This window comes from Sulfitobacter geojensis (assembly GCF_000622325.1).
In the GTDB taxonomy this organism is placed as follows: domain Bacteria; phylum Pseudomonadota; class Alphaproteobacteria; order Rhodobacterales; family Rhodobacteraceae; genus Sulfitobacter; species Sulfitobacter geojensis.
On the sequence record NZ_JASE01000005.1, the window covers coordinates 54089 to 67795 of the forward strand.

Here is a 13707-nt window from a genome sequence, read left to right on the forward strand (position 1 = left end):
AGCCGCAGGCCATCACAGCCTGCCGCTTTTCATAATCAGGTGTTTAGCCCCCGCGGTAATGGCGATCGCCCATCGCAATCTTGAAAATCTCTGCCTCACGCGCTTTTAGGCAATTGCGCGCGGTGTCGCCATGCGCCCCACTGTTCCATCGCAATTCGGGAAAGATCGCAAACAGCTCTTCGCGACCTGCCTCGGCAATCACATCCAGACCGGTATCATTCGCATGGAAACTTTCCGACGCCTGACCATCCGAATAGATCACCTCGTGGTGGTCGAACATAAGATGGAAATAGGTGACTTCCGCGCAGGGCCGTTCCCGCACGGTGGTTCCGTTGATCAGGAATTTGGCAGGGATCAGTACCGCCGCTTCGCCAAAGAACAGTTCAGCCTGATATCCCGAGATCAAGACGCGGTGCTGTGGCGACACAAGAAGCGGCCGCTTGGCACCGTTCAAAACGCCGGTTTCAAAAAAGACCGGCGCAAGGTTTCCACGTCCCGGAACAGTGCGTTGTCCGATCCATCTGATGGGCTGGAATCCGTTATCCTCGGTCAAGACCAGATCGCCGATGTACAGCGTTTCGATGGGCCGGTACCCCGCCTCCGTTAGAATTTGCGCGCCTTTGGTAAAGCAGACAACACCGGTGTTTTCCGCCGTCAGGCCGGAGCTGTCAGCCGACACCCCTTGCAACACCAATGAGTCTGCGCCGAACTGGGTGTTGTCCGAATAATCCGCCGCATTCGACTGGTTGAGAATGCCATCGTCAGCCTGATCCGCGTGCAGCTCGGCGATGTTATCGTAATAGCCGGAGAGGTCGACAAAGTCGTTGTTGCTGGCGTCACCGTCCGTGAGCGTTCCGGTCGCACCGAAGTTAAAGTCGGCAATCGTGTCGTTCCCGCCGCTGATGACAAACACATCGTTGCCTTCACTGCCCGTCAGGCTGTCGTTGTCGAAACCCCCGTCAATGGTGTCATTCCCGAGCCCGCCAAGAATGCTGTCATCGCCTTCTTGCCCCGACAAGTTATCGTTGCCCGCACCCCCATCGACAAGGTCATCGCCAAGGCCCGCAATAACCCGATCGTCATCCGCGCCTGCACGCACGGTATCGTTTCCAAGACCGGCATCAATAAAATCATTCCCGCCGCCTGCCACGATTGAATCGTTATCCGATCCGTCCAAATGGTCGCTATTGTCGACGCGGTCCCCTTCGGGATCCCCCAGATAGGATCCGTCGATTCGGTCATCACCGGACGTCCCTTGGACAATAAAGTCCGGCACCGTAGCCACGCCGGGAATGCCAATGGATTGCAATGCCGCGGCATTATCAAGCTGCGCGGCCGTAACTCCGACAAGGGTGATTGTTTCACCGCCCGGGAATGTCAGGACCGCATCACCGGTCCCGTCCCCGTTGGTATCGGTTACCACCACATCATCCGTCGTTACCGGCGTTGTGCCGCCGTCGCTGGTCAGATCAGACACATCCAGCTGGTCGTTCGTTGTGCCATCGCCACTGTCGGTCAGATCAAAGGCCTGTACCGCATCCGAACCGGAACCGTCACCCAAAACCAAGGTATCGCGGCCACCGCCCAAAACGATGTTTTCGATCTCGATAAAGTTGGCGGTGTCCGTACCATCGCTGACCGTACCGGTTTCCGCATTGGCATCGCGCAGATCAACGGTCGTTGCGGTGGTAACAAGACTGAGGTCCAACGTATCACCGACGTCTTCATCCAGATTGCTGCCATCGATGGTGTCTGCGCCAAAATTGTCCTCAAGGAAAAACGTGTCGTCGTCACCAGATCCGAACAACTGGTCATTACCCGTGCCGCCATAGATCAAGTCGTCGCCGCCCTGCCCGTCCAGACTGTCGTTCCCCGCACCGCCATAAATCGTGTCCGTGCTGATCGAATAGCCGCCCACAACCGTGTCGTCGCCATCCCCGGCATAGACCAGATCGCTGTCGTTATCGGCGTCGATGAAGTCATTGCCTGCACCACCTTCGATGGTGTCATTGCCGTACCAGCCCTCAAGCCAGTCGTTGCCGTCACCACCACGGATAAGGTCGTCTTCGTAGCCGCCGTTCAGGAAATCGTCGCCAAGCCCGCCGTCCAGCGTATCATTGCCGTCTTGCCCCCAGAGCGTGTCATTGCCAATGCCACCGGTCAGTTGATCCGCGTCCGTGCCGCCATCCAAACTGTCGGCCCCGTCGCCGCCCAGCAAGGTATCCGCACCGCTTTCACCAAACAGTGAATCGTTGCCCAGCCCGCCCTCGACATAGTCGTTACCGGTTTCTGCATAGACGATGTCATTGCCAGTACCGGCATCAACCGTATCATCACCAACCCCCGCGGCTATCGTGTCATCGCCACCGCCCGCCTCGATGCTGTCATCGTTAGACCCGTCGAAGTGGTCGTTGTTGTCGACCTGATCCCCGTCGGGATCGCCGCCATATCCTGCATTGATCAATTCGCCCGCTTCGGTGCCTTCAACGATAAAGTCGGGCACCGCGGGGGCAGGAATGCCCATGGCCGCAAGTTGCGCCTGGCTCGAGACTTCCGAGGGATCCACGCCCCTTAGTGTGATGCTTTCACCGTTGGGAAAGTTCAGGATCGCATCGCCCGTCCCATCGCCGTTGGTGTCACTGACCACCACGGTATCCGTCGTTACCAACACGCCATAGCCATCCGTCAGGGCGGTCACATCAACCCTGTCGTTACCTTGATATGCGCCGCCACCCAAATCGGTCGGCGTTTCGAACCCTTCGATAAAATCATTGCCGAACGAATTCGTCAGCACCAACGTGTCATTGTCGCCGTCCGTCGCCGAAAAGTCCTGTGTCAGACCCATCGCGATGATGTCGTTGCCGCGCCCACCTGATAGCGTGTCCGCGCCTTCACCACCGTCCAGAATTTGCTGGATGTTAGAAGCGTCAGCCTTGATCACATCATTGCCCTGACCGCCCATAATATGTTCGATCTCGGAAAAGGTGACGGTGCCGGAACCATCGGTCATTGTACCGGATTCATTGCCGGTGAACACCACTGTCAGGTCATCAACGGATGCATGCGCGTTCAACTTGTCGCCGCTATCGGTCACGGTGGTGTCGTTCAGCTCGCCACCGATAACCGTGTCATTGCCGGAGATGGTGGTGTATTCAAAGTTGTCCTTGCCCTCGCCACCCTCAACCAGATCATCGCCTGCGCTGTCGATGATCTTGTCGTTACCGTCCCCGGCGAGGATGGTATCATCGCCAGCACCGGCGTTGATCGTGTCGTCCCCCGCCCCCGCCTCAATACTGTCGTCATTGGTGCCGGCAAGGTTATCATTGGCATCAACCCTGTCGCCCTCGGGATCATCGGCATAAATGCCATCAATCACGTCATCACCCGCTGTCCCTTCCACCACGTAGTCAGGTGCGATAGGCACGGTGAATGAAAAATCGCTTAGTCCCGCGCCGCCGGTTTGTGTCCCGTCGGGGCCGACATCAAAGGTGATGTTCAGCGCGGAAACCTTGTGATCGGTGATGTTGATACCGATGTTTTCGGCCACCTCGTTATCGGCCTCGATCACAACAAAGCCGTCCGCGTTTGTGTAAACGGTAACATCCGTAACACCGGTCAATCCCGCAATAATATCCGCAGCCGGAATAAGAATGCCGTTCTCGTCATACAAAGCGAGCGTGAACTCATCGTCATAGGTGGTGCCCGACGAGCTGACATGTTCCAGCGTAAACGACAGATCCTCTACCGCATTCGAGAAGGCGTAGTTTGCGCTGATCGGCCCCGTATTGAAGGCAGCGCCGAATTCCGAAACCCCTGTGCCATTCGAGGTGGCGTCCCAGGCATTCTCGCTAAAGCGCGCGCTGACGGTCGTGCTGTTCGCGCCTTCGGAAATGACCGTCGTGCCGTCCTGCGCAAAACCGGTTGCACCGTCGATCCAAATTGCATTGTCAAGAATAGCCATCGCACAAACCCTCTTTCGACGCTTCGCAAGCCTTTAATGCACGTCTCTCTCCATCTTGCCCACACAGGTGTCGCCAGACGGAATCCATCAATAGATAGGACTTAGACACCAACTTCTTGTTCCAAAGGAGGCATCACTAGGGTCGAAACAGGACATTGTCCGAAACGGCGGCGCGCGGATTATAACGCCCGTGCGCCGCCGCATGGCCTATGGCAAAGGGTCCATTTCAGCGGCAAGAAAGGCTTCGGGATCATCCACCTCGATCAGCCTTTTACGCTCGATCTGCCAGAACCGGTTGCCCACATTACGCAGGAAACTGCGGTCGTGACTGACCAGCAAGCAGGACGCACCATGGCCGGTCAGCTCTTCCTCCAGCGCCTCTTGTCCTTCGATATCCAGATGGTTCGTCGGTTCATCCAGCAGATAGAAATTGGGATGCTGCAGACGCAGTACCAGCATCGCCAGCCGCGATTTTTGCCCCCCTGAAAGGGCGGCAATTTTGGTGTCTTGCATCTGGATGTTAACGCCCGCACCCGCCAGCAAACCGCGCGCACGTTGATCGCCAATGTCGAATTTTCCGGCCACGGCTGTCATTGGTGTATCAGCATCATCAAGCTGGCTAAGATGCTGATCGGAATAGCCCAAGACAACAGAGGGTGCGCATTTGATCGCAGGTTCATCCCCCATCAAGGCACGGTGGATCATCTTGACCAGTTGCGTCTTGCCGGTTCCGTTGGTGCCCAGCAGCACGATCCGGTCGCCTTGGGTGATCCACTTGGTGCCGGTTTTATAAAGCGCGCGCCCATCCGGCGTGGTGACCGCCACGTCGGCCAGTGTCACCAGCGCCTTGGCATGGGTGCCGCTGTTGGACAGCTTGATATCGCCAGCCCCTTTTTCCTGATGTGCAGGCCGCGCCGAAGCTTCGATTTTGGCGGCGCGTTCGCTTAACTGCTTGGTCTTGGTGATCAGCAAATCCGAACCGGAGTTGATCCCGATATTCTTGAGCTTGGCGGCCTGTTTGCGCAACTGGCTGGCCTTGTTCAGATCATTGGCGAACCGGCGTTCGTCATCTGCATCCGCTTCGTCCAGCGCCTGTCGCGCCTTGGTGAACGCGAGCGGAAAGGCACGGCTGCGCTCGGTGCGCAAAAACAACGTCCGGTTTGTGGTCGCGTCGAGAAACGCGCGGTCGTGGCTGATGATCACCACCGGCACGTCGCGCGGCAGCGCCCCCAGCCAGTTTTGCAGCAAGGCAATCCGGTTCAGATCAAGGTGATTGGTCGGTTCGTCCAACAGCAAAATGTCCGGCTCTGTGACCCATGCCGCCGCCAGCAACGCCGTGCGTTGCCATCCGCCGCTGAGGTCTTTCAATAGTTTCCGGTGCAGATCGACAGGGACGTGTAAATCGTCCAGCACCACATCCACCCGCCAGCTTTCGTAATCCGCCTGCTCGGACGGTAGCCAAGACAGCACAAAATCATAAAGCGTTTGCGTCAATGCATTTGCGGGAATGTTCTGTTCGACATATCCGATCCGCGTACCGCGGGCGCGTGTCACCTCGCCTGTGGTCTGTTCGAAACTGCCAGCCATGCAACCCAGCAGCGTGGATTTGCCCCGACCGTTCGCAGCAACAAGGCCGATGCGGTCGCCTTTCGAGATGGTAAAAGTAAGGTCGGCAAACAGCGGATCGCCCAAGGTCACCCCAAGGGATTGAATATTGATGATGTTCATTGTGGTCTCTGCACATAGAGGGTGCGCCGCACAAGGCGGCAGGATGGGCAGACCGTGATGTGGTCAGCCCTGCAAACGGATTTACAGGGCTGGACGGGGACCATGCTGAAGTCGGCGGATGATACGCATGTTCAGCTTGTGCCCTCCCGTTGTTGATATGTGACCGTTAGACCAGAGGGTATGCAGAGCTTGCCCCGTGGTCAAGATGAATGCGCCCCGCCTTGTCAGGACGAACGCACCACATAGACCGAACATTTGGCATGGCGGACCACCCGGGACGCATTCGGCCCCAGCAGGTAATCCGACAACTCCGCCTTATGGGCCCCCACGACGATCAGCGCGGCATTGGTTTTCTTGGCCAGCTTCAGCACCTCTTCATAGGCGCGTCCGGTTGCGATGACATGCCGGACCTTGGCGTTCTGATCCGCATCCAGCGCCTTGGTGACCAACGCATTCAAATGCGTCTTGGCCTCCACTTCCATCTTTTCGTGATGGCCTTTGCCGAAAAAGGAACTGACCGAACTCATCCCGAAATCCGGCAGAACGGCAATCACATCAAGCTGTGCCCCGTCCAGCGCCGCCAGTTGCGCAGCACGGCGGATTACGGGAAGGTCATCGTCACCATTGCTGACGTCGACAGCGCATAAAACCGAATTGCTCATGATGGAACTCCTGTGCGTGACATACGTGCCCGCTGTAAGAAGGCGACGAAAAACAAGAAGATCAGCGCCGGAATGAACACCAGTTCTTTGGGCATCTGGCTTGCCGGCGCGTTAACGGATGCGATTTGCACCGGATCGTCGCCATAGAAATCAAAGCTGGAAAGGCTGTCAGAGAAGGGCGAGCCAAAAGACGGTTCGTCCATTTTCACTGCGCCGTCCTCTTCCAACAACAAAAGCCCCGATGCCGTCAGACGTTCATCTGCTGTACCCGCCCCAACCGGCAGCACCAATGTTGTCTCCTTGGTTTCGCCGGTATCAAAATCCGGGCCGGAAACGATCAAACGTATTTCATCCCCTTCCGAAGCCTCGCCTAGCGCGGTCGAGAATGCTGCCGGTTCAACCTGTTTGAACGGTGGCTGTATCCGGTCCATCACAAAGTCGGGCCGGAACAGGACAAAGGCGATAAGCACCAGTGCGACGCTTTCGTAGATACGGCTTTTGGTCAGGAACCAGCCCATTGTGCCTGCGGTAAAGACAAGGATCGCGATGGATGCCGTTACAAAGACAAGAATGCCCTGCCCCCATCCGACGTCGATCAACAACAGATCCGTGTTGAAGATGAACACAAACGGCAAGGCCACGGTGCGCAAGCTATAGAAGAACGCGACAAAGCCCGTCTTGATCGCATCCCCGCCCGACACAGCGGCAGCGGCAAAGCTGGCCAAGCCGACGGGCGGCGTCACATCGGCCATGATCCCGAAATAGAACACAAACAAATGCACCGCGATCAGCGGCACGATCAGTCCCGATTGCGCACCAAGTTCGACAACCACACCGGCCATCAGGGAAGACACAACGATATAGTTTGCCGTCGTCGGCAGCCCCATACCAAGGATCAGGGACAACAGCCCCACCATCACCAGCATCAGGATCAGATTTCCGCCCGACAGGAATTCAACCAGATCGGCCATCACCTGTCCCACGCCGGTTAGTGTTACCGTACCGACAATCACACCGGCCGTTGCGGTCGCAAGACCGATACCGATCATGTTGCGCGCGCCGTCGATCAAACCTTGAATAAGGTCACCCACCCCCTGAGTGAAGGCGTTTGCCATGTCACTTTCGCCGCGAAAGATCGCTTTGAGGGGGCGCTGTGTCAGCAGGATGACAAACAGAAGCATCGTGGCCCAGAAGGCCGACAAACCAGGAGACTTCTGTTCGATCATCAAAAAGTAGACCAGCACGATAATCGGCAACAGGAAGTAGAGACCTGATTTATAGATTTCCCCGACAACCGGCAATTCGACCTCTTCGGCGTTGGGGTCGTCGGGTTCCAGATCCGGCACGCTGGCGGCCAGATAAAGCAGGCCGGCATAGGTCGCGAAGATCAGCAGCGACATCACCAGACCGGAACCATCGGGCATCGCGGCGACAACCCAGCCGACCGGGTATTGCACCCCATAGCAAAGTGCCGCGAACCCGACAAAGAAAGCAGCCATGCCGCCAATGGTTTTGCCCATCGACACAACGCGGTTGCCCAAGGTCGGCATGTTGTTCTTTACCGCTTCGAGATGCACGATATAGACCAGCGCGATATAAGAGATCGTCGCGGGCAAAAAGGCATGGGTAATCACCTCGACATAAGAGATGCCGACATATTCAACCATCAAAAAGGCCGCAGCGCCCATGACCGGCGGCATAATCTGACCGTTGACTGACGAAGCCACTTCGACCGCGCCCGCCTTTTCAGACGAAAAGCCGACCCGCTTCATCAGCGGAATGGTGAAGGTACCGGTGGTCACGACGTTCGCAATGGATGAACCGGAAATCAGGCCGGTCGCCGCAGAACCAACCACCGCAGCTTTGGCTGGCCCCCCCTTGAGGTGGCCCAAGGCGCCAAAAGCCATTTTGATAAAGTAGTTGCCCGCGCCCGCCTTATCCAGCAGCGCACCGAACAGCACGAAAAGGAATACGAATTTTGTCGAAACGCCCAGCGCAATGCCAAAGACACCTTCGGAAGTGATCCACATGTGGCTCATCGCCTTCTTCAGCGACGCCCCTTTCCAGCGGATAACATCGGGCACAATTTCGGACGACCCAAAGAACACATAGGCCAGAAAAATCGTGGCGATGATCGCCATTGCCGGGCCTAGCGCGCGGCGCGCCCCTTCAAACAGGATCAGCAGGCCGGCCAGCGCGAACCATTTGTCCATGTCATCGGCCAGACCGCCCGCATCAACGATTTTTTGATAAAAGAAAAAGCCGTAAAGCGCGATGAAAGCCCCCACCAGTCCAAGGAGCCAATCCGCGATGGGGATATAGGTGCGCGGGCTCGACTTGAAGGCAGGGTAGGCCATGAAGGCCAGAAAAACAGCAAAGGCCAGATGGATCTGCCGCGAGTTGTTGATCACATCGCCGGGCAGCACATAATTGGCCAAGGGCGATGCAAGCACCACCTGAAACAACGACCAGACGACGGCAACAACCATCAGCAGTGTGCCAACTGCCCCCGCTGGATCACGCGCCCCTGCGTCGGAAGAGGCAACAAGATCCTGTAGCTCCTCTTCGGTCAACGCACGGTTCTCGGATGTCTTGTTCGTCATGTTTCGTGTCCCCCTGGAGTTGCAGTTCAGACTGCATTTTATTTGTCAGGTCGTGACGAAGGGGCAGCGCCTGCCCCTTCGATTGGTATAGCCGAGTCTAGCTTAGTCGATGAGGCCTGCTTCTTTGTAGTACTTCATCGCGCCAGCGTGGAGAGGTGCCGACAGACCAGCCGTTGCCATTTCTTTCGGATCAAGATTGGCGAACGCCGGGTGCAGCTTTTTGAAGTCGTCCATGTTTTCCATCACGGATTTCACCACAGTATAAACCGCTTCTTCCGACACATCAGAAGAGGTGACAAAGGTTGCGCCCACACCGAAGGTTGCGGTTTCATTGTCGTTGCCACGGTACATGCCACCCGGGATTTTGGCCGAGCGGTAGAACGGGTTGTCATTGATCAGACCGTCAACTTCGGCACCGCTCACGGTCACCAATACGGAATCACACGCGGTCGTTGCTTCCTGAATGGAACCGGACGGGTGACCCACTGTGTAAACCATCGCGTCGATCTGGTTGTCACACAAGGCCGCAGACTGCTCTGCTGCTTTCAGCTCTGTTGCGAGGGCGAAATCGTCTGTGGTCCAACCTTTGGCTTCGAGCAGCACTTCCATGGTGCCGCGCTGACCGGAACCGGGGTTGCCGATGTTCACACGCTTGCCTTTGAGATCGTCAAAGGTGGAAATGCCGGCATCCGCGCGTGCCACAACTGTAAAGGGTTCGGGGTGCACAGAGAACACAGCGCGAAGCCCTTCGAAGGCGCCTGCATCTTCAAACTTCGATGTGCCGTTGTACGCGTGATACTGCCAGTCGGACTGTGCCACACCGAATTCCAGTTCGCCTTCGCGGATGGTATTGATGTTATAGACAGAACCGCCCGTGGATTCGACGGAACAGCGGATGCCGTGGTCCTTGCGGCCCTTGTTGACCAAGCGACAGATCGCGCCGCCGGTCGGGTAATATACTCCGGTCACGCCGCCGGTGCCGATGGTGATGAATTCCTCGGCAAATGCTGCGGGTGCCATCATGGCCCCTACGGCCATGGATGCGAGTGATAGTTTGAAAGTCTTGGTCATCGGTTTCTCCCTGAGTGATGGTTCGTTTCGTCAGCCGGCCCAGACCTCGCTGAGACGGCGGTTTCTAAGTTCGACTTCGGCGATGCGCGCCATTGCTGGCGCACCGGCGCGTCCGGCAAGCATACCAATCATCCCCTCACACAACACCACTGTTGCGGCATAGGATGAAAAGAAATGCCTGCTTTCTGTCGGAACAATAAATTGAGCTGAGGCAAAGACCAGTGCGGGACAGGTATGGGTGTCGGTAATAACGATCACAAATGCCCCTGCATCATGGGCTTCGCGCGCAGCATTGATGGCATTGCTGGCAAAGGGCGGTTTGGTCATCACAATCAGAACATCCTGATCCGACATCCCCACCAGACCACTGGCCAGTGATGCCCCCATCCGGCTGGCCATTGACCAGTTATCGGCAAGAAAGCTGGCCATATAGGTCAGGTATTCCGCAATACCGGTCGAGCCGAGTGCGCCGACAACCAGCACGTTGCGCGCAGCGTGCAGGCGTTCGACGCAGCTTTCCAGCATCGGGCGATCTATCGCGGCCTCGAGGTTCTGCAAGTTGGCAGCGCAATCCAGAATATGATCTGTCAGAAAACCCTGATCCCCACCGCCATGGCGCTGTTGTAGCGCCTCGACCCGGTGTGAAAACGAATTGCCGCGATGTTCGATCCCCGACCGCAAAACATCGCGCAGGTCTTCGTAGCTGTCATAGCCCAGCGCCGTCGACATTCGCGAGAACGTCGCAGGCGAAAGGTTCGCCTCTTTGGAAAGAGTCCGCAGGCTTCGGGTTGCAACGTCAATCGGATTGGCGACAACAAAATCGGCCGCTTCCTTCAGCTTGGCGCTGAGCGAAGCATATTTGCCGGAAAGCTGCTGCTCGAACGACAATTGCAAGTTTAGACACCCCCCGGAAATCTCTTATTTCGAGAATGTTTCATCTGTTTCACACCTTGTCAACACGAGAATCATCTGTTTCACTGCCGCCATTCCGGACATCAAAGGATTGGCCAAATGTCCCCTGCACCTCAGTCCCACGTTTTTCCACGACATACGAAATCGGCACTGCCCACCATTGCGCGGGGTGAAGGCGTGTATCTTTATGACCGCGATGGCAAACAGTACTTTGACGGCTCCGGCGGGGCGGCGGTGTCCTGCCTTGGGCATGGCGACCCGGATGTTATTGCGGCGATCAAAAGCCAGCTGGATGAAATCGCATACGCACACACCAGTTTTTTCACATCGGACCCCGCCGAAAAGCTGGCCGATAAGCTGATCAGCCATGCGCCCGACGGCATTGACCGCGCTTATTTCGTGTCCGGCGGATCAGAAGCGATGGAAGCCGCGCTGAAACTGGCGCGTCAGTATTTCGTGGAAACCGGCCAACCACAGCGCCGGCACGTAATTGCCCGCAAGCAAAGTTACCATGGCAACACCTTGGGGGCTTTGGCCACCGGCGGCAATGCATGGCGGCGTGCCCCGTTTGCGCCCCTGATGGTTGAAACCACGCATATCTCGGCCTGTTATGAATACCGTGGCAAGGCCGCCGAAGAAACCACGCATGCCTATGGCCTACGCGTCGCCAACGAGCTGGAAACCGAAATCCAGCGTCTGGGCGAAGACAAGGTTTTTGCCTTTGTGGCGGAACCTGTTGTCGGCGCAACGGCGGGAGCGGTCCCCGCAGTAAAGGGGTATTTCAAACGCATCCGCGAAATCTGCGATCAATACGGCGTGCTGCTGATCCTTGACGAGGTGATGTGCGGCATGGGGCGCACGGGCACATTGTTTGCCAGCGAACAGGAAGGGATTGCCCCCGATATTGTCGCCGTAGCCAAGGGACTGGGCGCTGGCTATCAACCCATCGGCGCGATGCTATGCTCGGCGGAAATCTATGCCGCGATTGAGAAGGGCAGCGGTTTTTTCCAGCATGGTCATACTTATGTCGGTCATCCCACCGCCTGTGCAGCATCTTTGGCGGTACTGACCAAACTGACCGATGGCGGGCTTGTCGAACGCTGCGCGGACATGGGCAAAAAGTTACAAGATGCCCTGCAGCAGGCCTTTGGCCAGCACCCCAACATCGGCGACATACGCGGGCGCGGGTTGTTTCGCGGCATCGAGATTGTCGAGGATCGCGAAACCAAACGCCCTTTCGATCCAGCGCGCGCCATCCATAAAGAGTTGAAAAAGGAAACATTCGCCGCCGGTCTGGCCTGTTATCCAATGGGCGGCACTGTCGACGGGCGGAACGGGGACCACATCTTGCTGGCACCGCCGTTTATCATGCAAGACCACCATATTGACGAGGTGGTGACCAAACTGGGCGTTGCGATTGCCAAAGTGCTATGAGGGCGCTGCCAAAACTGATGGTCGCCCCGAACGGCGCGCGTAAGACCAAAGCGGATCACCCCGCCCTGCCGATGACGTTGGACGAGGTGGTTACAACCGCCATTGAGTGCCATGCCGCGGGGGCGGACGGGTTGCACCTGCATCTGCGCGATAAACAGGGCGGTCATATTCTGGATGCGGGACTGTACCGCGAAGCGCTTGGCGCGCTGCGTCAGGCGGTGCCCGATATGGCATTGCAAATCACATCGGAAGCTGTCGGGATATATGGACCGGCCATACAACGCCAAGTGGTGGAAGACGCAAAGCCACAAGCCGCCTCGGTTTCTTTGGCGGAGATGCTTGCCGATGGCGACAAGCGGGCGGCGGTCGCATTTTATGACCGCTGTGTACAGGCAGAGATTGCCGTGCAGCACATTCTGTATGGTCCGCAGGATCTGCTGGCGATGTCGGACTTACTCGACGACGGTAGTTTGGATCGCGAATCCCTCCAGATGATATTTGTACTGGGTCGCTACACCCAAGGGCAGCAAAGCACGCCCGCGGATCTTGATCCCTTTCTCGAATGGATGGAACAAACCTGCCCAGCGGCGCAATGGGCGGTCTGCGCCTTTGGCAAACAGGAAACCGCTTGTCTGGGGGCCGCGCTGGCGCGGGGGGGCCATGTACGGGTCGGGTTCGAAAATTCGTTCTGGAATGCGGACGGGTCTATGGCAGCCTCCAATGCCGAAAGGGTGCGCGAGATTAAAACCCTGTCAGACACTCTGGCATCGCAGTCCGAAAATACCAACACAGTTTAGGCGTCGCCCCCTCGCATCATCGCAAGCTGCGTGCTATCGCGCAGGGATCATCCCTTGCCTGCCTCGTCAATAAACGGAACGCCCCCATGACCGCCAACAAACGTATCGTCCTGTCCAGCGACCACGCCGCCATCGAACTGCGCCAGACGGTTGCTGCCCACATCACTGCCCTTGGCTGGGAAGCCGTCGACATCGGCCCAACCACCCCCGAAAGCACTCACTATCCCAAGCACGGTGCCGCTGCGGCAGAGCGGGTGGCCTCCGGTGATTGTGCGCTTGGCATCATTCTATGTGGCACCGGCCAAGGCATCATGATGGCGGCGAACAAGGTAAAAGGCATTCGTTGCGGCGTGTGCACAGATACGTTTTCCGCCCGCATGATCCGCCAGCACAATGACGCGAATATGCTGTCCATCGGTGTACGTGTCGTCGGTGAAGGACTGGCGCTGGATATCGTCGATGCGTTTCTGAACGCCGATTTTGAAGGTGACCGTCACGCCCTGCGCGTTGATATGATCAAAGAACTGGAAAGCTGATAC

Annotated in this window: 9 protein-coding genes; 3 read left to right on the forward strand and 6 right to left on the reverse strand. The window is 57.3% G+C overall.

Going from position 1 to position 13707, the window contains the following annotated elements:
• Positions 1–43 precede the first annotated feature (43 nt).
• The 6 genes from Z947_RS0102260 to Z947_RS0102285 form a co-directional block, all read right to left on the reverse strand.
• The gene (locus Z947_RS0102260) at positions 44–3961 is read right to left on the reverse strand and encodes a Hint domain-containing protein (RefSeq protein WP_025042687.1); all 3918 of its coding nucleotides are present in this window, start codon (positions 3959–3961) and stop codon (positions 44–46) included.
• Positions 3962–4168: 207 nt separating this feature from the next.
• A complete protein-coding gene (locus Z947_RS0102265; RefSeq protein ID WP_025042688.1) occupies positions 4169–5689 on the reverse strand; it encodes an ABC-F family ATP-binding cassette domain-containing protein in 1521 nt (506 codons plus the stop codon).
• 224 nt (positions 5690–5913) lie between these two features.
• Positions 5914–6351: a universal stress protein gene (locus Z947_RS0102270; RefSeq protein WP_025042689.1), complete on the reverse strand. Its 438-nt coding sequence runs from the start codon at positions 6349–6351 to the stop codon at positions 5914–5916.
• Positions 6348–8954 carry a TRAP transporter permease gene (locus Z947_RS0102275; RefSeq protein ID WP_025042690.1) on the reverse strand — a complete coding sequence of 869 codons (2607 nt, stop codon included), beginning with the start codon at positions 8952–8954 and terminating at the stop codon, positions 6348–6350. The genes Z947_RS0102270 and Z947_RS0102275 overlap by 4 nt, the downstream gene beginning before the upstream one ends.
• A 102-nt stretch (positions 8955–9056) precedes the next feature.
• Positions 9057–10025 (reverse strand): TAXI family TRAP transporter solute-binding subunit, encoded by a 969-nt coding sequence (locus Z947_RS0102280; RefSeq protein WP_025042691.1) that lies wholly within the window; start codon positions 10023–10025, stop codon positions 9057–9059.
• Positions 10026–10055: 30 nt separating this feature from the next.
• Positions 10056–10919: a MurR/RpiR family transcriptional regulator gene (locus tag Z947_RS0102285; RefSeq protein ID WP_025042692.1), complete on the reverse strand. Its 864-nt coding sequence runs from the start codon at positions 10917–10919 to the stop codon at positions 10056–10058.
• 117 nt (positions 10920–11036) lie between these two features.
• Here Z947_RS0102285 and Z947_RS0102290 point away from each other — a divergent pair, with 117 nt between their 5' ends.
• The 3 genes from Z947_RS0102290 (at position 11037) to rpiB (ending at position 13704) form a co-directional block, all read left to right on the forward strand.
• Positions 11037–12371 carry an aspartate aminotransferase family protein gene (locus Z947_RS0102290; protein WP_025042693.1) on the forward strand — a complete coding sequence of 445 codons (1335 nt, stop codon included), beginning with the start codon at positions 11037–11039 and terminating at the stop codon, positions 12369–12371.
• Positions 12368–13168 (forward strand): beta-keto acid cleavage family enzyme, encoded by an 801-nt coding sequence (locus tag Z947_RS0102295; RefSeq protein ID WP_025042694.1) that lies wholly within the window; start codon positions 12368–12370, stop codon positions 13166–13168. Before Z947_RS0102290 ends, Z947_RS0102295 begins: the two co-directional genes overlap by 4 nt.
• A gap of 86 nt (positions 13169–13254) precedes the next feature.
• On the forward strand, positions 13255–13704 hold the full coding sequence (gene rpiB, locus Z947_RS0102300; RefSeq protein ID WP_025042695.1) for a ribose 5-phosphate isomerase B: 450 nt from the start codon (positions 13255–13257) through the stop codon (positions 13702–13704).
• The last annotated feature ends 3 nt before the right edge of the window (positions 13705–13707 follow it).